The organism is Actinocorallia longicatena (assembly GCF_039534125.1).
Taxonomy (GTDB): Bacteria; Actinomycetota; Actinomycetes; order Streptosporangiales; family Streptosporangiaceae; genus Actinocorallia; species Actinocorallia longicatena.
The window spans coordinates 100,929-122,462 of sequence record NZ_BAAAUV010000020.1 but is presented as its reverse complement, the minus strand read 5'-3'; the positions used below and the strand labels follow the sequence as shown (position 1 = coordinate 122,462).

At 71.1% G+C, this 21,534-nt stretch carries 20 protein-coding genes; 7 read left to right on the top strand and 13 right to left on the bottom strand.

Translation table 11 applies throughout. The features are described from left to right. Position 1: 1 nt before the first annotated feature. From ABD785_RS30410 to ABD785_RS30385, 6 genes are all read right to left on the bottom strand, one after another. A complete protein-coding gene (locus ABD785_RS30410) occupies positions 2 to 715 on the bottom strand; it encodes a response regulator (RefSeq protein ID WP_344835245.1) in 714 nt (237 codons plus the stop codon). Beyond that, positions 712 to 1,836 carry a sensor histidine kinase gene (locus ABD785_RS30405; RefSeq protein ID WP_344835243.1) on the bottom strand — a complete coding sequence of 375 codons (1,125 nt, stop codon included), beginning with the start codon at positions 1,834 to 1,836 and terminating at the stop codon, positions 712 to 714. The genes ABD785_RS30410 and ABD785_RS30405 overlap by 4 nt, the downstream gene beginning before the upstream one ends. Positions 1,837 to 1,915: 79 nt before the next feature. Next, positions 1,916 to 2,266 (bottom strand): hypothetical protein, encoded by a 351-nt coding sequence (locus ABD785_RS30400; RefSeq protein ID WP_344835241.1) that lies wholly within the window; start codon positions 2,264 to 2,266, stop codon positions 1,916 to 1,918. A gap of 135 nt (positions 2,267 to 2,401) precedes the next feature. Beyond that, on the bottom strand, positions 2,402 to 3,007 hold the full coding sequence (locus ABD785_RS30395; RefSeq protein WP_344835239.1) for a response regulator: 606 nt from the start codon (positions 3,005 to 3,007) through the stop codon (positions 2,402 to 2,404). Next, positions 3,004 to 4,125, bottom strand: a complete 1,122-nt coding sequence (locus ABD785_RS30390) for a sensor histidine kinase (RefSeq protein ID WP_344835237.1) — start codon at positions 4,123 to 4,125, stop codon at positions 3,004 to 3,006. The genes ABD785_RS30395 and ABD785_RS30390 overlap by 4 nt, the downstream gene beginning before the upstream one ends. A gap of 444 nt (positions 4,126 to 4,569) precedes the next feature. Next, positions 4,570 to 5,763, bottom strand: coding sequence for an oxygenase MpaB family protein (locus ABD785_RS30385; RefSeq protein ID WP_344835235.1), 1,194 nt, complete (start codon positions 5,761 to 5,763; stop codon positions 4,570 to 4,572). Between the two features lie 108 nt (positions 5,764 to 5,871). On the opposite strand from ABD785_RS30385, the gene ABD785_RS30380 reads away from it, so the two are divergent. After that, the gene (locus tag ABD785_RS30380; RefSeq protein ID WP_344835233.1) at positions 5,872 to 6,828 is read left to right on the top strand and encodes an SDR family NAD(P)-dependent oxidoreductase; all 957 of its coding nucleotides are present in this window, start codon (positions 5,872 to 5,874) and stop codon (positions 6,826 to 6,828) included. Continuing rightward, positions 6,818 to 7,429, top strand: coding sequence for a TetR/AcrR family transcriptional regulator (locus tag ABD785_RS30375; protein WP_344835232.1), 612 nt, complete (start codon positions 6,818 to 6,820; stop codon positions 7,427 to 7,429). The genes ABD785_RS30380 and ABD785_RS30375 overlap by 11 nt, the downstream gene beginning before the upstream one ends. A gap of 169 nt (positions 7,430 to 7,598) precedes the next feature. Here the strand turns inward: ABD785_RS30375 and ABD785_RS30370 are convergent, their stop codons facing one another. Then, the gene (locus ABD785_RS30370; protein ID WP_344835230.1) at positions 7,599 to 8,204 is read right to left on the bottom strand and encodes an ATP-binding cassette domain-containing protein; all 606 of its coding nucleotides are present in this window, start codon (positions 8,202 to 8,204) and stop codon (positions 7,599 to 7,601) included. A gap of 137 nt (positions 8,205 to 8,341) precedes the next feature. After that, on the bottom strand, positions 8,342 to 9,493 hold the full coding sequence (locus ABD785_RS30365; RefSeq protein ID WP_344835229.1) for a lactate 2-monooxygenase: 1,152 nt from the start codon (positions 9,491 to 9,493) through the stop codon (positions 8,342 to 8,344). A 50-nt stretch (positions 9,494 to 9,543) separates the two neighbouring features. Between ABD785_RS30365 and ABD785_RS30360 the strand changes: the two genes are divergently transcribed. Further along, entirely contained in the window at positions 9,544 to 12,018 is a 2,475-nt protein-coding gene (locus ABD785_RS30360) for a DNA gyrase/topoisomerase IV subunit A (RefSeq protein WP_344835227.1), read from the top strand. A 66-nt stretch (positions 12,019 to 12,084) separates the two neighbouring features. Here ABD785_RS30360 and ABD785_RS30355 read toward each other — a convergent pair whose 3' ends face one another. Further along, positions 12,085 to 12,450 carry an SgcJ/EcaC family oxidoreductase gene (locus tag ABD785_RS30355; protein ID WP_344835226.1) on the bottom strand — a complete coding sequence of 122 codons (366 nt, stop codon included), beginning with the start codon at positions 12,448 to 12,450 and terminating at the stop codon, positions 12,085 to 12,087. A 107-nt stretch (positions 12,451 to 12,557) separates the two neighbouring features. Here ABD785_RS30355 and ABD785_RS30350 point away from each other — a divergent pair, with 107 nt between their 5' ends. Continuing rightward, complete coding sequence (locus ABD785_RS30350) at positions 12,558 to 13,109, top strand: thioredoxin family protein (RefSeq protein ID WP_344835225.1); 552 nt, start codon at positions 12,558 to 12,560, stop codon at positions 13,107 to 13,109. Positions 13,110 to 13,130: 21 nt separating this feature from the next. Here the strand turns inward: ABD785_RS30350 and ABD785_RS30345 are convergent, their stop codons facing one another. Beyond that, positions 13,131 to 13,472, bottom strand: coding sequence for a hypothetical protein (locus ABD785_RS30345; protein ID WP_344835224.1), 342 nt, complete (start codon positions 13,470 to 13,472; stop codon positions 13,131 to 13,133). A gap of 207 nt (positions 13,473 to 13,679) precedes the next feature. On the opposite strand from ABD785_RS30345, the gene ABD785_RS30340 reads away from it, so the two are divergent. Continuing rightward, positions 13,680 to 15,293 carry an MFS transporter gene (locus ABD785_RS30340; RefSeq protein ID WP_344835223.1) on the top strand — a complete coding sequence of 538 codons (1,614 nt, stop codon included), beginning with the start codon at positions 13,680 to 13,682 and terminating at the stop codon, positions 15,291 to 15,293. 43 nt (positions 15,294 to 15,336) lie between these two features. On the opposite strand, the gene ABD785_RS30335 is transcribed toward ABD785_RS30340, so the two are convergent. Both ABD785_RS30335 and ABD785_RS30330 read right to left on the bottom strand, forming a co-directional pair. Further along, positions 15,337 to 16,494 (bottom strand): NADH:flavin oxidoreductase, encoded by a 1,158-nt coding sequence (locus ABD785_RS30335; RefSeq protein ID WP_344835222.1) that lies wholly within the window; start codon positions 16,492 to 16,494, stop codon positions 15,337 to 15,339. Between the two features lie 63 nt (positions 16,495 to 16,557). After that, the gene (locus tag ABD785_RS30330; RefSeq protein ID WP_344835220.1) at positions 16,558 to 17,157 is read right to left on the bottom strand and encodes a TetR family transcriptional regulator; all 600 of its coding nucleotides are present in this window, start codon (positions 17,155 to 17,157) and stop codon (positions 16,558 to 16,560) included. Positions 17,158 to 17,238: 81 nt separating this feature from the next. Here ABD785_RS30330 and ABD785_RS30325 point away from each other — a divergent pair, with 81 nt between their 5' ends. Beyond that, positions 17,239 to 18,123, top strand: coding sequence for an oxidoreductase (locus ABD785_RS30325; RefSeq protein ID WP_344835218.1), 885 nt, complete (start codon positions 17,239 to 17,241; stop codon positions 18,121 to 18,123). Between the two features lie 22 nt (positions 18,124 to 18,145). On the opposite strand, the gene ABD785_RS30320 is transcribed toward ABD785_RS30325, so the two are convergent. Continuing rightward, entirely contained in the window at positions 18,146 to 20,227 is a 2,082-nt protein-coding gene (locus ABD785_RS30320) for a DNA gyrase/topoisomerase IV subunit B (protein ID WP_344835216.1), read from the bottom strand. A gap of 283 nt (positions 20,228 to 20,510) precedes the next feature. Here ABD785_RS30320 and ABD785_RS30315 point away from each other — a divergent pair, with 283 nt between their 5' ends. Beyond that, positions 20,511 to 21,530 (top strand): QsdR family transcriptional regulator, encoded by a 1,020-nt coding sequence (locus ABD785_RS30315; protein WP_344835214.1) that lies wholly within the window; start codon positions 20,511 to 20,513, stop codon positions 21,528 to 21,530. The last annotated feature ends 4 nt before the right edge of the window (positions 21,531 to 21,534 follow it).

Here is a 21,534-nt window from a genome sequence, read left to right as displayed (position 1 = left end):
GCTACCGGTCGGCACCGCGGGGCCCCTGCCCGGCGCCGTCCCGGCGCCCCCTGGCCATCCGCTCGTCGCAGACCAGCCCGCTCTCGTGGGCGAGGATCGCGGCCTGCACCCGGTTCCCGGCGCCGAGCTTGGCCAGCACATGGCTGACGTGCACCTTGACGGTCGACTCGCTCATGAGCAGGCGGGCGCCGATCTCCGCGTTCGACAGGCCCTCGGCGAGCAGGAGCAGGACGCCGCGCTCGCGGTCGGTGAGGTCGTCGAGCCGGGAGCGTCCGGGGAAGACGCGGCGCTCGGGGCTCCCGGTGAAGCGCCGGATGAGCTGGAGGGTCGCCCCCGGCGACAGGATCGCGTTGCCCTGGGCGACGGTCTTGACCGCGCCGATCAGCCGTTCGGGCGGGGTGTCCTTGAGCAGGAAGCCGACGGCTCCGCTCTCCAGCGCCTGGTAGACGTAGTCGTCGACGTCGAAGGTGGTCAGCACGATCACCTTCGGCGCGGCCGGGTCGGCGGTGAGCTCGCGGGTGGCGGTGAGGCCGTCCATGCCGGCCATCCGGATGTCCATGAGGACGATGGCGGGCCGGTGGAGGCGGCACAGCTCCAGGCCCTCGGCGCCGTCTCTGGCCTCGGCGACGACGCGCAGCTCCGGATCGGACTCCAGGATGGTCCGCAGGCCGAACCGGACGAGCTCCTCGTCGTCCACGACGATGATGTCGATCATTGTGGTCCCTCTTCCTCTCCCGCCAGCGGCAGCACCGCCTGGACCAGGAATCCGCCTCGGTGCGTGGGCCCCGCCGTGAACTCACCGCCGAGCAGGTTCAGCCGCTGGCCCAGGTTGAGCAGGCTGCCGCCGGGCGCCTCTCGGGCCGTCCGCTGCGGTGCCGGGCCGTTCTCCACCTCGAGGAGCAGCCGGTCCGCCGCGAAGTCCACCCGGACCTCGGCCGGCACCCTTCCGGCGTGCGCCGCGACGTTCTCCAGCGCCTCCCGGACGATCCTGACCGCGGTCTGCGCGACCGCCGGAGGCAGCGGCCTGGCCGTCCCGCTGATCTGGAGGGCCACCTCGATGCCGATCCGCCGGGCCTCCCCGACCGCGAAGACGACCTCGTCGAGATCGGGTTTCGGTGCGGTGCCCACGACGTCGGCCTCGAGCCTCAGCACCCCGAGGACCTGCCGGAGCTCCTCCATCGCGGCCCGTCCCGCCGCCCGGATCTGCCCGGCGATCACGGAGACGAGCTCGGCGCTCCGCTCCCCCGCCGCCTCCAGGGCCCCTGCCTGGACGGTCATCAACGTCACCCGGTGGGCGACCGAGTCGTGCAGTTCCCCGGCGATGCGGGCGCGCTCCTCCAGCCGCGCCCGCTCGACGGTCCGCCCGTACTCCTCGCGGAGCATCCGCTGCGACTGCTCCACCCCGAGCACGTACCGGCGGGACTGCCGGCCGATCGCGACGGCCGCGGTCACGAACAGGGCCGTGTAGCTGATCCCACGCGCGATCATGTCCACGGGCCAGGCGCCCGGGACGGCCGTCCCGAAACCGAAGATCGCGACCATCACCAGGCGGGCGAGCGAGTCCCCGTACCTTCCGGCGGAGAACAGCCCCAGCAGGCCCTGGGCGGGTGCGTAGATCATGAAGTTGACCAGTGAGCTGATCACCGAGACCGCGTAGGGACGCCGCCTGCGGAACACCAGGATCCCGGCTCCCGCGACGCCGATCACGATGTGGGCCGTGCCGCCGAGCCGCAGCACCCCGGTGTTCCCGCCGGCGACGGCGTCCACGACGGCCAGGACCGCGGCCAGCCCCGCCAGCCCGGCGTCTTTGACCTCCGGCCGCCACCTCCCGATCACTTCCGACCCCTACCCCAGCAAGATCATCAGCAATCTCCGGTACGGAACGGGCGAAAAGGCGGCGGCCGGAAAGGCGGGGTCAGAACGTCCAGCAGCCGCTCTGGTCGATGAGCGGGAACAGATGGATCCATTCCCAGGGAAGGAACAGGTGGATGTCGCAGTAGGGGGCCCAGTCGTCGAGATAGGGGCCGAACAGATCCCAGCCGACGCTGAGCGGGTTGAAGATCGTGGCGACCACGGAGGCGGGCGCGCCCAGCTTGCGGAGCTGGGCGGCGATCTGGTCCCGCTCCGCCGCGGTGATCGGGGCGGGGGCCCGGGTCTCGTAGGTGGTCGTGGGGTTCGGGGCGGCCGTCGCGGGGGCGGCGCCCAGGCCGACGGTACCGGCCAGGGCCAGAGCGGCCGCGATACCGGCCAGGCGGTGGTTTCTCATTCCCCGAGAATGCGCCTCCGATTCTCCGGAATCTTGTCAGCGACGGCGCGATTCACCCGACCAGAATTGCACGACCCTGGACATTCCCCGCCGACTGTAAATGGGCGCGGCCATTCCGGCGCACCATTTCCTCGGTCAGAGCCAGCCGCGGTCGCGGGCCGACTGGACGGCGGCGTGCCGGTTGTCGGCGTTGAGCTTGGTGACGGCCGCCGAGAGGTAGTTCCGGACGGTCCCCTCGGACAGGGACAGGGCGCGGGCGATGCGGGAGATCGGGCTCCCGTCGGCCGCGGCGCGCAGGGCGTCCAGCTCGCGGGGGGTCAGGGGGCATTCCTCCGCGGCGAGGGCGTCGGCGGCGAGCTGGGGGTCGATGTAGCGGGCTCCGGCGTGGACCTGCTCGATCACCTCGGCGAGGCGGGAGCCGGGGGTGTCCTTGCCCAGGAAGCCGCGGACGCCCGCCGCCATCGCCCTGCGCAGGTTGCCCGGCCTGCCGTGCCCTGTGACGATCACCAGCCGGCAGGAGGGCAGGGACTTCGACAGGTGCTCGGCCGCGGTCAGGCCGTCGAGGCCGGGCATGTCGATGTCGAGGACGCAGACGTCGGGACGGAGCTTGAGCGCCCGCTCGACGGCCTCGTCGCCGCGGCCGACGTCGGCCACGACCTCGATGCCGTCCTCGGTGCCGAGCAGGAGGGCCAGTGCCTCGCGCACCATGTGGTGATCGTCCGCCAGCAGGACCCTGATCATGTGTGTCTCCCCGAGAGTGGGACGGTCGCCAGCACCTGGAAGGTACCCGGTCCGGAGGGGCCGGTCCTGAGCTCGCCCCCGACGGCGGCCACCCGTTCCCTGAGCCCCGCGAGACCGCTGCCGCCGTCGCCGTCCGCCGGACGTCCCGCGCCGTCGTTGACGATCTTGAGCACGGCGTCTCGGCCGTCGGCGCTGAGGCTCAGGTCGCAGCGGGTGGCGCCGCTGTGCCGCAGGACGTTGGTGACGGCCTCCCTGGCCACCCAGCCGAACGCCTCGTGGACGTGCTGGGGCAGGTCACCGGGCAGAACCGGCGTCTCACAGGCGATTCCGGCGGCGCGCAGCACGGCGGTGGCCCCGTCGAGTTCGGTGCGCAGCGAGGTCACCCGGTAGCCGCGCACCACGTCGCGGACCTCCTGGACGGCTCCGCGCGCCATCCGCTGGATCTCGCCGAGTTCCCTGGCGACCCGGTCCGGATCCTTCACCAGCAGCCTCTCGGCCAGCTCCGCCCGCAGCGCGACGGCCTGGAGGCTGTGGCCGAGCACGTCATGGAGATCCCTGGCGAACCGCATCCGCTCCTCCCCGACGGCCCGTCGCGCCAGCTCGGCCCGGGCGTCCCGAAGCTCCTTCACGGCCAGGCACAGCCAGACCGTGGCATAGGCGCTGAGCGCGCACACCGGAAGCGTCAGCGCGAGCAGCAGCGCCTGAAATCCCGTGGCCCCCGCCACCATCCCGACACCGCCCGCCGCCACGGCGCCCACCCCCACCAGCGGAATCGACAGCCGCTCCGGCAGCGTCACCGCGATCACCCCTGCGACCGCGGCCATCCCCTGATTCCATTCGGCCCCCAGACCCAGCGGCAACGCGAACACGACGACCGCGATCACTCCCAGAAGCACCCGGCTGGCACCGTTGATCCGCCGCAGCGCCGACTGCCACAACAACCGCCCCTGCAACACCGCGACCAGCACCGCCGCCAGCGTCCCCCCGACGAACTTCCAGGCCACCCCCTCCGCATAGGCGACCGAGACCCCATTGACGAAGAACCCCGCCGTGGCGGCCACCGACAACGCCACCACGGCCGTGACGATCACCGTCTCCCCCGGCAACCTGGGCTGCACCCACCCCACCCCCCACGATCGCTGAAACCCTACGCGACCCGTCCAACCCCCGCCCGACACCCTGTGGACGACCACCACCCCCCAGGCCCAGCGCAACCAACCGCGACCGGACGACCGCAAGTGATGAGCACCAGCGGGCCAACGCAAGCGGATCAACGCAAGCGGACCAACCCGAGCAGGCCAACGCAAGCAGGCCAACCCGAGCAGGCCAACGCAAGCGGACCAACCCGAGCGGGCCAACGCAAGCAGGCCAACCCGAGCAGGCCAACGCAAGCGGACCAACCCGAGCGGGCCAACGCAAGCAGGCCAACCCGAGCGGATCAACGCAAGCAGGCCAACCCGAGCAGGCCAACCCGAGCAGGCCAACCCGAGCAGGCCAACCCGAGCGGCGGTAGCGCCGGGGACCGGGGGTGGTGGGTGAGGACGAGGTGGGTGGGCAGTCGGTCAGGGGGGCGGGGCCGTGTCCACCAGGTCGTGGGAGATGCCGAGGCGGCGGGCGGAGGCGGCGGTGGAGGTGTCGATGAAGGTGAGGGCGCGGCGGAGCTTGCGGTCCAGTTCGCCCGGGATGGCGCGCTGGAGGGCGCCCAGGACGGTGACGGGGGGCGCCAGGAGGGCCGGGAGGCGGGTCCAGGCGTTGCGCTCCACGGCCAGGCGGTCGGCGATGGGGTCGCCGACGAAGGTGCGGGCCAGGCCGTGGCCCATGGGGCGGGCGAGCCGGCGGACCAGCGGTGCGAGGCGTCCGGCCTGGTCGGCCAGGCTGTCCGGCATGATCGTGTTGAGGAGTTCGTGGACCAGTTCGCGGCTGTAGTCGCTGGGTTCGGCACCGGTGAGGTGGTAGATCTCCTCCAGCTCGGCGAACTCCCGCTCGGTGTGCGGCAGGATCCGCTCGTCCACGCCCATCAGGTAGCCGACGTAGCGGAACAGGTGGAAGATCCCGGCCCGTTCGCGCTCGGTGTGCCGGATGCCGAACCGGCGCATGACGCGCAGCGGGATCAGGCTGAACTCGATCAGGGTGTAGGCGGAGTCGGCCTGGTTGACGGGGTGGCCGAGCTCGCGGTCGTCCCAGGGGCCGGTGGCGAGGATCTGGTGCCGGACGAAGGCGTGGATCAGCCGGACCCGCACCGTGGCCGAGACTCCGGGGGCGAACCTCTCGAGCCCGCCGGGCCGGGCGGCGGCCCACAGCCACGAGCCGGTCTCGAACGCCCGCACCGCCCCCTGGTCGGTGAACCTCCGGGTCCGCGCGAGCGGCTCGACCGCCGCCCCGTTGACGTAGCTGCCGACCAGCGACGCGGTCCCGAGCGCCAGCAGGATCGGCAGCGGATGGCGGCAGTAGGACCGGGAGCCGATCTCGAGCAGCTCCCGGTCGACCCACTCGGGGACGGTGTCGATCTCGGCGAACAGCTTCAGGAAGGACTCCGGCGCCTCCTCGACGCTCTCGATCCCCGCGGCCAGGCCCTGCCGCACCATCCGCATCCCCCGCCCCCGGCCGAGCGCGACGACATCGGCCACCACCGCGTCGGCGACGGGATCTCCCCAGGTGAGCGCGTCGAAGAAGAGCCGCGCCCGTTCCCCGTGGCGAGCCAGCGCGATCTCGGGAGTGGCGACCCGTGCGGGCGGAAGGACAGACGCTGCGCTCATGAGAACGCAGCCTAAGCCGGTAAGTGATTACTTTCCAGAGAGGGAGATCAGGTTTTTTCCAGAGACACTCTCTAGAGACCTTCTCTTCCATCGCTTACCCTCACAGCCATGCAGACACCCCTCACCATCGTCATCACCGGCGCGTCCCGAGGCCTGGGCCTCGCCATCGCCGACGCCTCGCGGTCCGAAGGCCACCGGGTCATCAACCTCACCCGCCACCCGTCTCCGCCCTCGGCCTCCCCGACGGAACCCGAGATCGCATCCAACGATCTGCTCGACGCCCAGAGGTCCGAGGCCGCCCCCGTCGACCCACCCGAAGCGCGGAGGGCTGAGGCCGCACCCGCGGACCCGTCCGACGCGCGGGTACGCGAGGCCGCACCCGGGGAGGCGAACGAGGGGCGGGAGGTCGAGGGACGGGAGGTCGAGGTCGTGTTCGGGGATCTGTCCGATGCGCGGGGGGTGCGGGCGGCGGCCGAGATGCTGCGGGAGGCGTGTCCGCGGATCGACGTGCTCGTGCACAACGCCGGGATCTGGCCCAGCCGGAGGGTGCTGAACGCGGACGGCTTCGAGCAGGCGTTCTTCACCAACCATCTGGCTCCGTTCCTGCTCAACCATCTTCTCGAGGACCGGGTCCGGCGGATCGTGCAGGTGAGTGCGGGGCTGTACGTCAAGGGCAGGGTCGATCCGGAGCTGACGCCGGTGGGGGGCGCCTTCCACCCGGTCAGGACCTACGCCGACACCAAGCTCGCGAACCTGCTGATGCTGCCGCTGTTCGCCGAACGCTGGCAGGATGCCGGGATGACCATCGACGCCGTCCACCCGGGCGTGCTCAGAACCGGTCTCGGTGATCGCGGCGGACCGCTCGGCTGGCTCCTGAAGGCCGTCAAGCGGACCTGGAAGGCTCCCGAGGAGGGGGTCCGTCCCGTCACGGACCTGTACTCCGCGACGGGCACGGGCCGCTATTTCGAGGAGCTCACCGAGAAGCCCGTCCAGCCCCCGGCCGGCGACCTCGAGCTGGCCCGCCGCCTCTGGGCGGACGCCGCGAAGGCCCTGAATGTCTCCTAAGCACCAGTCGACGGACGCCACCGTCACCCGCCTCCTGGACGACGCCCTCCGCGTCCACACCGTTCTGGGCCCCGAGGGCTTCACGATGACGGCCGTCATCCGGGAGAGCGGTGTCAGCAGCGGCAGCCTCTACCACCATTTCGGCTCCTTCGACGGCCTGGCCGCGGCCCTCTACGCCCGCTGCATGGCCTCCCTCCTGGACGCCCTTCTGGCGGCCCTGGAACCCGAGACCACGGCCCGCGGTGGCATCGAGGCCGTGGCCCGCGCCTACCTCGACTTCACCCGCACCGACCGCGACGCCGCCTATTTCATCCACGCCTCCGCTTACGCCACCTTCCTCCCCTCCCACGCCACCGTGATCGCCGAAGCCAAGGCCCCTCGCCTCACCCGCCTCCTGTCCTGGCTCGAACCCCACACGGCCACAGGCGAGATCACCCCCCTCTCCCCCACCCTCACCGAAATGCTCCTCATCGGCCCCGTAGCTGAAACCGCCCGCCGCCACCTCTCCGGCGACCCCACCCTCGACCTCACCGAAGCCACCCTCCACCTCCCACCCCGCATCTGGGCCTCCCTCTCCCCCCAGCCCACTCCACCCCCCTGACCCGGTCTCCGGTGAGCGGCCTTCGACGAGATCCGCAGAATCGAAGCCATTGGAGACCCTCGACGTGCGGGCAAGGAACCCTCGCCGAACGGGCGATCAGGTCTCGCGGCAGCGTCGCGGGAGCTGGTCGGGCCGCGCGGACAGCAGCGTGGAGCGGTGGTTGGCGGGGTCAGGCTGCTCGGGCTGTGGTGGGGGTGGGGGTGAGGAGGAGGGCGCGGTCGGCTTTACGGGCTTCGCGGGGGGAGGTGGTGGCTATGAGGATGGGAAGGGGCAGGGTGCGGAGAGTTCGCCAGAAGGCCCGGGAGTCGGCGGTGGGGAGGGAGGTGGTGGGTTCGGTGATGACGAGGGCGTCGGGGGTGGTGGTCAGGGCCATCGCGAGGTCGAAGCGGCGGCGTTCGGATGGGGTCAGGCGGGTGTAGGGGACCGTGCCTCTCGGGGTGAGGCCGGTCATGGCGGTGTTGGCCGCGGCGGGCAGGGGGCGGGTCGCCCAGGTGCGCCAGGCCCCGGCGATCTCGTTGAGGGTGAGGTCGCCGTAGAGGGCGTCGTCGGCGGACAGGGCCGCGACGGTCACCCGGGAGCGGTCGGTGTAGGGGTCCAGGCCGTTGACGCGGACCGTGCCCTCGGCGGGGCGGGTGTCGCCGGTCACCAGGTCCAGCAGGGTGGTCGCGTCGTGGCCGCAGAGCGCGACGATCTCGCCCGGGCGGACGGTCAGCGACACCAGGCCGCGGGTGCCCCGGCCTGGGACGGTTCCGCGCACTCCGACAATCTCGATCATGGTGTCTCCCTTCCTGCCCTCAACTCTGCCCCTCCCCGCCCCGCGACAGCAGTGCGAGGCGTCAGCACCTCGCCATGAGGAGTTCAGAGCTCACCCATGACATCCGTCATGGGTGAGGGAGCAGCGTCAGGAAAGGATCACCGGCTGAGCAGGGCGGGCGTGATGTCGGCCAGGGTGGAGTGGCCCGAGAGCGCCATCGTGAGGTCGAGATCGGCCATCAGGCAGCGCAGGACGTGCCTGACGCCCTCCTCCCCGCCCAGGCCCAGCGCGTAGGCGTAGGGGCGGCCGATCATCACGGCCTGCGCCCCCAGGGCCAGCGCCTTGAGGATGTCGGCGCCCGACCTGATGCCCGAGTCGAACAGGACGGTCGTCTCCCCGCCCACCGCCGACGCGATCGCCGGGAGCGCGTCGAGGGCGGCGATGGCGCCGTTGACCTGGCGGCCTCCGTGGTTGGAGACCACGATCCCGTCCATCCCGGCGTCGACCGCGCGACGGGCGTCTTCCGGGTGCTGGATGCCCTTGAGCACGATCGGGCCGTCCCACTGCTCGCGCAGCCAGGCCAGGTCGTCCCAGGTCAGCGTGGGATTGCCGAAGTTCGCGACCCAGTGCAGCAGCGCCAGGTCGCGGTTGGCGTCGGTCACCGGGCCGCCGATCGCCTTCTGGAAGACCGGGTCGCTGAAGTAGTTCTGCACCCCGATCCCCTGGAGGAAGGGCAGGTAGGCCTGGTCGAGGTCGCGCGGACGCCAGGCGAGCGTGAAGGTGTCGAGCGTGACGACCAGCGCCGTGAACCCCGAGTCCGCGGCCCGTCCGATCAGGCTCGCCGCCAGTTCCCGGTCCTTCGGCCAGTACAGCTGGTACCAGCGCGGCCCCGCCTCCGCGGCGACCTCCTCCATCGCGGTCGAGGACGCCGTCGACAGCGTCATCGTCACGCCCAGCGCGGCCGCGGCCCGCGCGACGGCCAGCTCCCCCTCGGGGTGCAGGATCCGCAGCACCCCGACCGGCCCCAGGACGACCGGAGCCGGCATCGCGGTCCCCAGGACGGTCGTTCCGAGGTCCCGCGAGCCCACGTCGCGCAACATCCTGGGAACGATCTTCCACTGATCGAAGACCGCCAGATTCGCCCGTGCCGTCGACTCCGAGCCCGCGGCCCCCGCGACGTAACCGAACGCCTGCTCCGGCAGTCCCTGCCTGGCGGCCTCTTCCAGCCGGTGGAGGTCGGTCGGCAGGCCCGGACGGGCTCCGCCGAGACCCGCCAGGTAGATCTCGTTCTGGAAGTCGGAGAGGCTCAATGGGGGCTCCTTGGACGAAACTGTCGGCGACACACGCCAGAATGGCGAGCATGGCACGTCGCTCTGGTCAGACTCCACCTCCGGAAGACTTCACCGAGAACATCATCGACATCGATGTCGCGGAGGAGATGCGAGGCAGCTTCCTCGAGTACGCGTACTCGGTGATCTACTCGCGCGCCCTTCCGGACGCCCGGGACGGGCTGAAGCCGGTCCAGCGGCGCATCCTGTACTCGATGAACGCGATGGGCCTGCGCCCCGACCGCGGGCACGTCAAGTGCGCCCGGGTCGTCGGTGAGGTGATGGGCAAGCTGCACCCGCACGGTGACGGCGCGATCTACGACGCGATGGTCCGGCTGGCCCAGCCGTGGGCGATGCGGATGCAGCTCGTCGACGGCCACGGCAACTTCGGTTCGCTCGGCGGCGACGACTCGCCGGCCGCGATGCGGTACACCGAGGCCAGGCTGTCGCGCGAGGCCATGCTCATGGTCGCCGGCCTCGACGAGGACACCGTCGACTTCCGGCCGAACTACGACGGCCAGGAGCTCGAGCCCGAGGTCGTTCCGGCGGCGTTCCCGAACCTGCTGGTCAACGGCACCACCGGCATCGCGGTCGGCATGGCCACCAACATGGCGCCGCACAACCTCGGCGAGGTCGTCGCGGCCGCCCGGCACCTGCTGACCCACCCGGGCGCCACCCTCGACGACCTGATGCGGTTCGTCCCCGGCCCCGACCTGCCCACCGGCGGCAAGATCGTCGGCCTGGACGGCATCCGCGACGCCTACGAGAACGGCCGCGGCACTTTCAAGACCCGGGCGACCGTCCGTGTGGAGACCATCGGACGCCGCAAGGCCCTGATCGTCACCGAGCTCCCCTACAACGTCGGCCCCGAACGCGTCGTCGCCAAGATCAAGGACATGGTCCAGGCGAAGAAGATCAACGGGATCGCCGACCTCAAGGACCTCACCGACCGCACGGTCGGCCTCCGCCTCGTCATCGAGATCAAGAACGGCTTCATCCCCGAGGCCGTCCTGGAGGAGCTGTACCGGCTGACTCCGATGGAGGAGTCGTTCGGCATCAACAACGTCGCGCTCGTCGACGGCCAGCCCAAGACCCTCGGCCTGCGCGAGCTGCTCCAGGTCTACGTCGACCACCGCATCGAGGTCGTGCGCCGCCGGTCGCTGTTCCGGCGCCGCAAGCGCGAGGAGCGTCTGCACCTCGTCGACGGCCTCATGATCGCGTTGCTGAACATCGACGAGGTCATCCAGGTCATCCGCTCCTCGGACGACACCGCCCAGGCCAAGGCGCGCCTGATGGAGGTCTTCGAGCTCTCGGAGATCCAGTCGCAGTACATCCTCGACACCCCGCTGCGCCGCCTGACCCGCTTCGACCGGCTGGAGCTGGAGAAGGAGCGCGACACCCTGATGAAGGAGATCGCCGCGCTGACGGCGATCCTGGAGTCGGAGACCAAGCTCCGCGCGGTCGTCTCCAAGGAGCTCAACGAGGTCTCCAAGGAGTTCGCGACCCCGCGCCGCACGGTCCTGCTGGAGTCCTCGGGCCAGACCAAGTCGGCCGTGGTGCCGCTCGAGGTCGCCGACGACCCCTGCTTCGTGCTGCTGTCCTCGACCGGCCTGCTGGCCCGCACGATGAACGTCAACCCGCTGCCGGACGACGGGCCGCGTGCCGCCCACGACGTGCTGGTCTCGGTGATCCGCACCAGCGCCCGGGCCGAGTTCGGCGTGGTCACCTCGGCGGGCCGCATGATCAGGGTCAACACGATCGACCTGCCGGCGCTGCCGCCGACCTCCGCTCCCCCGTCGCTGTCGGGCGGTGCCCCGCTGGAGGAGTACGTCGACCTGGTGGCCGGCGAGCGCGTCGTCGGCCTCGGCGACCTGTCCGAGGAGGGCCCGGGGCTGGCGCTGGGCACCGAGCAGGGCGTGGTCAAGCGGGTCGCCAACGACTATCCGGGCAACCGGGACGAGTTCGAGGTCATCACCCTCAAGGACGGCGACACCGTGATCGGCGCGGTCCAGCTCGACTCCGAGGACCAGGATCTGGTCTTCATCGCCGACGACTCCCAGCTCCTGCGCTTCACCGCCGCCAACGTCCGTCCCCAGGGACGTCCGGCGGGCGGCATGGCGGGCATCAAGCTCGGCCCCGACGCCAAGGTCATCTGGTTCGGCGCCCTCGACCCGTCCCGGGAGAGCGTCGTGGTGACGATCTCCGGTTCCTCGACCGCGCTCGACGGCACCCAGCTCGGCGCGGCCAAGGTCGCCGACTACGCCGACTATCCGCCGAAGGGCCGCGCCACCGGCGGCGTCCGCAGCCACCGCTTCCTCAAGGGCGAGGACTCCCTCCTCCTGGCCTGGGCGGGCCCCACCCCGGCCGCCGCCGTCACCGCCACGGGCAAGCCGTCCGACCTCCCCGCCGAGCTGGGCCGCCGCGACGGCTCCGGCGCTCCGCTCGCCGCCCCGGTGGCGGCCGTCGGCGGCTCGATCGGCCCGCGCCGCACCGGCGACGAGGAGTAGCCGGACCGCGAACGGGAGGCGGCACCGACCGGCCGCCTCCCGTGACCTCCGCTCCGCCGTGCTCGCTCACATCTCGATGTCCTCGGGCCCCCAGAAGGCCTCCATGCGCACGACCAGGCCCTCCTCGTTGAACGCCATCGTGTCGACGGCCCGGATCCGCATGAGGCCCGGCACCTCGACGGTGAAGGCCATCGCCGCCTTGCTCCCGTGGGACCCGCGGATCGGTGCGTCCAGCGTGAGCTTCGCCCCCGACGCCACCGCGTTGGCGTAGAACTCCGCGATCGCCTCACGGCCGTGGATCTCGGGGTTGCCGACGGGGTCCTCGATGACCGCGTCCTCGGCGAAGAGCGCCGCGAGCGCCGCCGCGTCACCCGCCGCGAAACCGTCGATGTAGGACTGCATGACGGCCTTCATGTGTTCCTGAGTGGGCATGGAGGGCTCCCTGATTCTCGACTGACGGGAGCCTACCAAGCGCTCGGTCAAGGCCGTCGTCACGGACCGTTCATCCGCGGCGGCGGCCGTGATGGCACGATGGGCGCATGGCCATCCAGTCGTTCCTCGTCCCCCTCGGCACGCCCGCACCCGGGTTCTCGCTGCCCGCCGTCGACGGCCGCGAGCTCTCCCTCGGCGACTTCGCCGACGCCCCGGCGCTGCTCGTGGTCTTCCTGTCGAACCACTGCCCCTACGTGAAGCGCATCGAGAACGGTCTCGGCGCCCTCACCGCCGAGTACCTGGCCAGAGGCGTGGCGACCGTCGCCATCAGCAGCAACGACACCACCGGCTACCCCGCCGACGCCCCCGAGCGGCTCGCGGAGCAGGTGACCAGGGCGGGCTTCACCTTCCCCTACCTGGTCGACGAGTCCCAGGACGTGGCCCGCGCCTACCGCGCCGCCTGCACCCCCGACTTCTTCCTCTACGACACCGCCCGCACCCTCGCCTACCGCGGCCAGTTCGACGGCGCCCGCCCGAGCAACGACGTCCCCGCCACCGGCGAGACCCTCCGCAGGGCCCTGGACCTCGTCCTGGCGAAGCAGCCGGTCCCCGAGCCCCACGACCCCAGCCTCGGCTGCGGCATCAAGTGGAGGCCGTGACCTGCGCGAGGCCGGCCCCGCTCAGCGGGAAGGGCGCTGCCCCGGGACCAGGCCCCGGGCTACGGAGTCGGCGAGGGTGACCAGGAGCTGGTGGGGGCCGCCGTCCGGGGCGTCGTAGTTCCAGGAACGGATGAGGCGTTCGCCCTCGGGACCCGGGTCGTAGCGGCCGTGGGCGAAGCGGCCGGCGGCGTGCAGGCGCAGGATCAGGCGGTCGCCGTCGCCGAGGGCGCGGATGTAGGACGCGGCGTCGAAGAGGGAGAGGGCCGCGCGGGCGTTGCGGCCCTCGTCGTCGAGCTCGGCGCGGTCGAGGCGCCAGCGCGCCCGGCCCAGGAGGTAGTCGGCGATCATTTCGCTGTTCTGCACGCTGCCCAGCGTGCCCAGGAGCGGGCCGGGCATCGCGCGGGTTGACCGGTCGTTGAACCCCGGACCCCCGAATGATTGACCGGACGGTCGACCGGGGGTTAAGGGTGCACAAGCGAACAATCGGGCCTTCCACCCGGCGAGCCTGGGGGCTATACCGGTGCCACAGCCAGACGTGTGAGCCATCTCACACTAGTCATCGGAGGGTATGTGTCCACCACCCCCACCACTGCTCCCCCGGAAGGGTCCGGCGATCCGACCGGACGCCTCGACGGCGCGTCCAAGGCGCGGATCTTCACCGTCCTCACCGTCATCGTCCTGTTTACCGAGGTCGCCCCGCTCCAGTACACGATGGTCTCCGCCGCGCTCCAGAAGATCGGCCCGGCCTTCCCCTCGGCCGGCGCGAACCTCACGTGGGCGATCATCATCTTCGGCCTGATCGGCGCGGCCGTCTCCCCTCTCATCGGCAAGATGGCCGACATCTGGGGCAAGAAGCGCATGTTCCTCGTGTGCGGCGGCTTCTTCCTCGTCGGCTGCCTCGTCTGCGCGACGACCAGCAGCTGGGGCGTGTTCCTCGCCGGACGCGCGTTCCAGGCCATCGCGATCGCCACCGCGGTCATCGCCTACGGGCTGATCCGCGACCTGCTCCCCCGGCATCTCGTCCCGCTCGGCATCGGCATCACCTCGACCGGCCTCGGCTTCTCCGCCCTCATCGCCCCGGTGCTCGGCGGCTGGCTGGTCGACAACCACAGCTGGCGGGCCATCTTCTGGTTCCTGTTCATCTACACGCTCGTGGTGTTCCCGCTCGTGTGGTTCCTGGTCCCCGAGTCCGGGCTCCGCACCCGCGAACGCCTCGACATCGTCGGCGCAGCCCTGCTCGCGATCGGCGTCGGCCTGATCCTCGTCTACGTCGACAAGGGCCAGGACTGGGGCTGGAGCAGGCCGTCCGCGTGGCTGTGGGCGGTCGCGGGCGTCGTCCTCGTCGCGGCGTTCGTGGCCGTCGAGCGGCGCGCCACCCAGCCCATCATGGACATGAAGCTGCTGTTCGATCCGCGGGTGAGCACCGTGCTCGTGGTCGGCCTGTTCGCCGGCTTCATGGTCGGCGTCCACTCCTACACGATGGGCTACCTGACCCTGACGCCTCCCGAGGACGCCACCAGGTCCCTGGTCGTGCAGGGCACCGTCGACACGGTCACCAAGCTGACCGGCCAGCCGGTCCCGCCGCAGGCCGTGAACGTCACCTTCGATCCCGGGTACAGCTACGGCGAGGGCTGGTCCCTCATGGAGTACGCCACGCATCTCGCCATCTGGCTCGGCCTGGTCGCGATGATCGCGGGCGCGCTGGCCGGAGCCTGGTCGCGCAGGGTCGGAGCGCGGCTGCCGCTGCTGCTCGCGCTGGTCACGTTCGTCGCGACGGCCGTCCTGTACGCCCTCACCCCGCACGAGTGGGTCTGGCTGACCCTGCTCAGCATCCCCTTCGGCATCGCCTTCGGTGCCTACTACGCCACCGCGCCCAACCTCATCATCGAGGCGGTCCCCGCCGAGCAGCAGGGCGTCAGCGCCGGAATGCTCGGTGTCATGCAGTCCATGGGCGTCGCGATCGGGCTGGCCATCTCCACGGCCTTCCTGAACGCCAACCCGGTCAAGGCCGTCGTCGCCGTCGGCCCGCAGCCCCCCGCCACCAGCGAGATCAACGGGATCTTCGCCGACAACGCCTACGAGCTCAGCTTCTGGCTCGTGGCGGGCACCTCCGTGGTGGCCCTCGTCGCCGCCTACCTGATGCGCCACGGCCGCACCCCGGCCACCGGCGGAAGCGCGCACTGACCGTTCAGACAGGGTCCCGCGGCGCGACGGGACCCCTCCGGCCTCAGATCACCGGGCAGCGGGTGCCGGTGTAGATCGTCGGCATGCAGCGGTTGCAGTGGATGCACAGCGCCGGGGTCCCCGGATCGGACTCGATGCGCCGGAGCAGATCCGGCTCGCGCAGGAGCGCCCGCGCCATCGCGACGAACTCGAACCCCTCGGCCATCGCCCGGTCCATGGACGCCCGGTCGGTGACGCCGCCCAGCAGGATCAGCGGGAGCGAGAGGGCGTCGCGGAAGCGCCTGGCGTGCTCCAGCAGGTAGAGGTCCTTGTAGGGGTAGGCCTTGAGGAAGCGGGTGCCGCTGAGGCGCATCCCCAGGCGCAGCGGCAGCGGAAAGTTCGCCGCGAACTCCTTCACCGGGGCACCGCCGCGGAACAGGTACATCGGGTTGAGCAGGGAGCTTCCCGCGGTCAGCTCCAGGGCGTCGACGGTCCCCTCCGCCTCCAGCCAGGCCGCCACCTGGAGGCTCTCCTCGATCTCCAGCCCGCCGCGGATCCCGTCGCGCATGTTGAGCTTCGCGGTGACCGCGATCCGGTCCCCGACCGCCTCCCGGACGGCCCGCGCGATCCCGAGAGCGACCTTCGCCCGGTTCTCCAGCGATCCCCCGAACGCGTCGTCGCGCTTGTTCAGCAGCGGGCTGAGAAAGGCGCTCGCCAGGTAGTTGTGCCCGAAGTGGATCTCCACCGCGTCGAAGCCCGCCTCGATCGCCAGCAGTGCCGCCGAGGCGTGCGCCGCGGTCACCCGCTCGATGTCGGCGGCGGTCGCGGGACGGGTGAACCGGCGGCCGATCGGGTTGAAGAACCGGCCAGACGACAGCGCGGGCAGCCGGTTGGAGTGGGCGTCGGCGACGGGCCCCGCGTGCCCGATCTGCGCCGAGGCCAGCGCCCCCTCGGCATGGACGGCCGCCGTCAGCCGCCGCAACCCCGGTACCGCCTCGGGCCGCATCCAGATCTGGCCGCGTTCGGTCCGCCCCTCGGGAGCGACCGCGCAGTAGGCGACGGTCGTCATCCCCACGCCCCCCGCGGACGGTCGCCGATGGTAGTCGATCAGCTCGTCGGTGACGAGGGAGTCGGGGGTGGCGCCCTCGAAGGTCGCCGCCTTGATGACCCTGTTGCGCAAGGTCAGCGGCCCGAGCCGAGCGGGTTCGAAGACTGAGGGCATGACGAATCCTTCCCGTGGTGGATTCGCGCCCGAACGCATCCTAGCGCCGGCCGCCCCCGCTCCTCAATGATCTTGACCGGGGATCGCCGCGAAAGCCTCGTTCAGCAGCGCTCCGAGGTCGGTGTCGCCGCCGTCCTCCGACCAGCGTTCCAGGGACAGCGCGTAGGCGGTGAGCGCGACGGCGGCCGTCAGCTCCAGCCGCAGGTCGCGGGCCGGGACACCGGCCCGCCTGGCGAGCTCGGCGGCCATCTCGCGGGCGAGGTCGGCCTGCCGGTCGAGGTAGCGGCCGCGCAGGACGGGCGTGCACAGGGTCAGCCGGGCGAGGGCCACCGACTTCTGCGGGAACTCCGCGATCAGGTCCACGGCCGCCCCGAACGCCCGTCGCAGCGCCACCAGCGGGGGCTCGTCGACCGGCCGCGCCACCAGCTCGGCCAGCATGAAGTCGCCGAGATCACCGAGGAACTCGATGATCACGTCTTCCTTGGACTTGAAGTACCGGAAGAAGGTCCGCCGCGACACCCCGGCCGCCGCCACGATCTGCTCGATGGTCGTGCCCTCGAACCCCTGGACGGCCAGCAGCTTCAGCGCCACCTCGCCGAGCTCCTCCCGGACGACCTGCCGCTTGCGCTCGGCCATCGACGACGGGGACGCCTTCCAGATCACCCCAGAACTGTATCAAGGGTGTCGGCCAGGCCACTTCATGCCGGTATTGACACTCAGTGCCACCCAGGAAAGGCTGGCCCCATGACCAAGTGGAAGAGCTCCGACATCCCCGACCAGACCGGCCGCACCTTCGTGGTCACCGGCGCGAACAGCGGCCTCGGCCTCGAGACCACCCGCGCGCTCGCCGCCCACGGTGCCCACGTCATCATGGCCGTCCGCGACCAGGCCAAGGGCAGGGCCGCACTGGAGCGCCTCGACGGCAACCTCGAACTCCGCCAGCTCGACCTCGCCGACCTCGACTCCGTCCACGCCTTCGCGGAGACCGTCACCAAGGTCGACGTCCTGGTCAACAACGCGGGTGTCATGATGCCGCCGCGCACCCTCACCCAGCAGGGCTTCGAACTCCAGCTCGGCACCAATCACCTCGCCCACTTCGCGCTGACCGGCCTGCTGCTCGGCAAGCTGGCCAAGGGCGACGCCCCCCGCGTGGTCACCGTGAGCTCGGGCCTCGCCTCCCGGGGAAAGATCGACTTCGACGACCTCAACGGCGCGAAGTCCTACTCCCCCACCACCTACTACGCCCAGTCCAAGCTGGCCAACCAGCTGTTCACCCTGGAACTGGCCCGCCGCCTGGCCACCGCCGGGCTGCCGGTCACCGCGCTCATGGCCCACCCCGGCTACGCGGCCACCAACCTCCAGAGCACCGGCCCCCGCGGCCTGATGAACCTGCTGATGAAGCCGAGCAACCTGCTGCTGGCCCAGTCCGCGGCGATGGGCGCCCTCCCCCAGCTCTACGCGGCCACCGCCCCCGGCGTGAAGCCCGGCGAGTACTACGGCCCCGACGGCCTCGGCGACATGCGCGGCCACCCCAAGCTGGTGCGGCCCGTCAAGGCCGCCACCGACGAGGCCGCCGCCCGCCGCTTCTGGGAGCTGTCCGAGAAGCTGACGGGCGTCGAGTACCCCTGAGTCGAATACCCCTGAGAGGCGCTCAGGTGTCGATGCGGCTCTCGTCGATCTCCGCGGCGCCGGCGATGATGAACTCGCGGCGCGGCGGGACCTCGCTGCCCATCAGCAGGTCGAACATCGAGTTCGCGACCTCGGTGTCCTCGATGCGGATGCGGCGCAGGGTGCGGTGGCGCGGATCCATCGTGGTCTCGGCGAGCTGGTCGGCGTCCATCTCTCCCAGGCCCTTGTAGCGCTGGGGCGGTTCCTTCCAGCGCAGGCCCTTGCGCTCCAGCTCGACGAGCTTGCGGCGCAGCTCGGCGTCGGAGTAGCAGTAGATGTACTTGTCCATGCCCCGCTTGGGGTTGGTGAGCTGGATGCGGTGCAGCGGCGGGACCGCGGCGTACACCCGGCCCGACTCGATCATCGGACGCATGTAGCGGTGCAGCAGGGTCAGCAGCAGGCAGCGGATGTGGGCGCCGTCGACGTCGGCGTCCGCCATCAGGATGATCTTGCCGTAGCGGGCGGAGTCGACGTCGAAGGTGCGCCCCGAACCCGCCCCGACCACCTGGATGATCGCGGCGCACTCGGTGTTCTTGAGCATGTCCGCGACCGACGACTTCTGGACGTTCAGGATCTTGCCCCGGATCGGGAGCAGCGCCTGGAACTCCGAGTCGCGCGCCATCTTCGCGGTGCCCAGGGCGCTGTCGCCCTCGACGATGAACAGCTCACTGCGGTCGTCGGTGGTGCGGCAGTCGACCAGCTTGGCCGGGAGCGCCGAGCTCTCCAGGGCGTTCTTGCGGCGCTGGTTGTCACGCTGGGTGCGGGCGGCGATGCGGGTCTTCGCCGCCCCGACGATCTTCTCGAGAACGGCGCGGTGCTGGAGCTTCTGGGCCCGGCCCGGGTTCTCGAAGATGGCCTTCAGCTCGCGGCAGACGACGTTGAAGACGATCCGGTTGGCGTCGGAGGTGCCGAGGATCTCCTTGGTCTGGCCCTCGAACTGCGGCTCCGGCAGCCGGACGGTGACGATGGCCGTCATGCCCTCGAGAATGTCGTCCTTGGTGACGTTGTCGTCGCCGTTCTTCAGCAGCTTCACCGCGCGGAGCTGCTCGTTGACGGTCTTCACCAGCGCGCGGTCGAAGCCCTGCACATGGGTGCCGTGCTTGGGGGTCGCGATGACGTTGACGAAGCTGCGGACCTTGGTGTCGTAGCCGGTGCCCCAGCGCATCGCGACGTCCACGTCGAGCTCGCGGGCGACATCGGTGGGGACGAGGTGGCCGAGGTCGTCGAGGACCGGGACGGTCTCGGTGAAGTGGCCCTGGCCGCCGATGCGCAGCGTGTCGCACAGGGGCGGGTCCTGGGCGAGGAACGTGGTGAACTCCGCGATGCCGCCGTCGTACCGGAAGGTCTCCTCGAAGACCTCGTCGGGACGCTCGTCACGCAGCGAGATCTCCAGCCCGGGGACCAGGAACGCGGTCTGCCGCATCCGGTCGAGCACCAGGTCGAGCGCGATGGTCGCGTCCTTCAGGAAGATCTGGAAGTCGGGCCAGAACCGGGTCCGGGTGCCGGTCTTGCCCTTGACGATCCGCTTGCCCTTGTGGACCCCGGACTCCTTGGTGAAGGGGGCGCCGGGCCCCGCTCCGTCGAAGGTGCCGGGAAGTCCGCGCCGGAAGGAGATGTGGTGGGTGTAGCCGGACCGGTCGACCTCGACGTCGAGCCGCGCCGACAGCGCGTTCACGACGGAGGCGCCGACGCCGTGCAGGCCGCCGGAGGCGGTGTAGGAGACGCCGCCGAACTTGCCGCCGGCGTGCAGCCGGGTCATCACCAGCTCGACTCCGGGCAGCTTGGTCTTGGGCTCCAGGTCGACGGGGATGCCGCGGCCGTTGTCGCCCACCGAGACCGAGCCGTCCTTGTGCAGGACGACGTCGACGTGGGTGCAGTATCCGGCGAGCGCCTCATCGACGCAGTTGTCCACGATCTCCCAGAGACAGTGGATGAGCCCGCGGCTGTCGGTGGATCCGATGTACATGCCGGGGCGCTTGCGTACGGCCTCCAGACCTTCCAGCACCGACAGGTGCCGGGCGGAGTACCCGGTTGCGTCCACGGCGTCCTCAACAGCGGTGCTCAACGATGCTCCTCAACCACGTTCGAACATGCTTTGCATATCCGCAGAGCACCCTACCGCCCCTTCAGGTCGGCGGAAGTGAATCACCGTCCACCGCCCCCGTTCACCCGCAGGATGCGCTGCCAGATCTTCCCGGATTCGCCGCCGGTATGCGGGCCCGGCCCCATCTCCCCCACACAGGCTTCCTCACCCTGCGTCACTTAGAACAAAGTAGCGAACACCGCTCCCGGACACAAGCCGGTCACACGCGGCCCCCGGCCGGTGGCCGAGTGCGAAGATTGCCGCTGTGAGCGTCAGCGAGACCCGGCATCCCGAACCGCCCGAACGTCCCCGGCGCGCCGACGCCGACACGGCCGTGGCGCTGGCCACCAGGGACTTCCTGCTGGGCCGCCGGATCGACATGCGGGCCCTCGCGGCCGAGCTCGGGGTCGGGCGCACCACCCTCTACCGGTGGGTCGGCGACCGGGAGGCACTGCTGGCCGAGGCGCTCGCCCGGCTGGCCCTGCCGATCCTCGACCGGCTCTGGCTGGCCTGCCCCGGCTCGGGCGGGGAGCGGATCGCCGACCTCGTCGAGGCGTTCATGACCAACAACACGGGGCAGGCGCCGGGGCTGCGGGTCTTCTCCGAGGAGCCGTCGTTCGCGCTGCGGGTGTTCATGTCGCACGACAACGCGCTGTTCCACACCGTGCGGAGCTGGTTCGCCGACCGACTGGCCGAGGAGGGGCTGCTGACGCCGGAGGAGCGCGAGACCATAGCGACGACGATCGTGGGGATCGTCAAGTCCTACTCCTGGGCACGGATCGTCAGCGCGGGCAGGCCCGACATCGCGGGCGCCCGGACGGCCGTCAGCGTCCTGCTGGCCAGGGCCGAGCCGTCCGCCCCGCGCTGGGACACCGACGGGCGCGGCACCGGCGTCGCGAGCGGCGCCCCGCTGGTGCCGGGCGTGCACCGGCTCCTGGGCCATCTCGACCGCGACGGCTGGGTCGCCGAGGAGCCCGAGCACCATCTTCTGCCCCATCTCGAGACCGCCTGCGCCGCACCCGGCTCGGCCTTCCGCCTGACCGGGTCGCGCACCCTGCCCGACGGGGTCTTCGAGGTGTCCCTGGAGCACACCGGCGGCGACGGGCGGATCGACGTCCTGCGCGACGCGGTCCGGCTGCTGGCGGCCGTCGCCGAGCCGTCCTTCTTCGTCCGTCAGGTGGATCCGTCGACCTTCGACTGCGCCACCGGGGTCCTCGACGGCGACCCGCCGGGCTTCGCCGCCCACGGCCACCTCCTGCGCCTGGCCGTCACCGTCGTCACCTGACGCG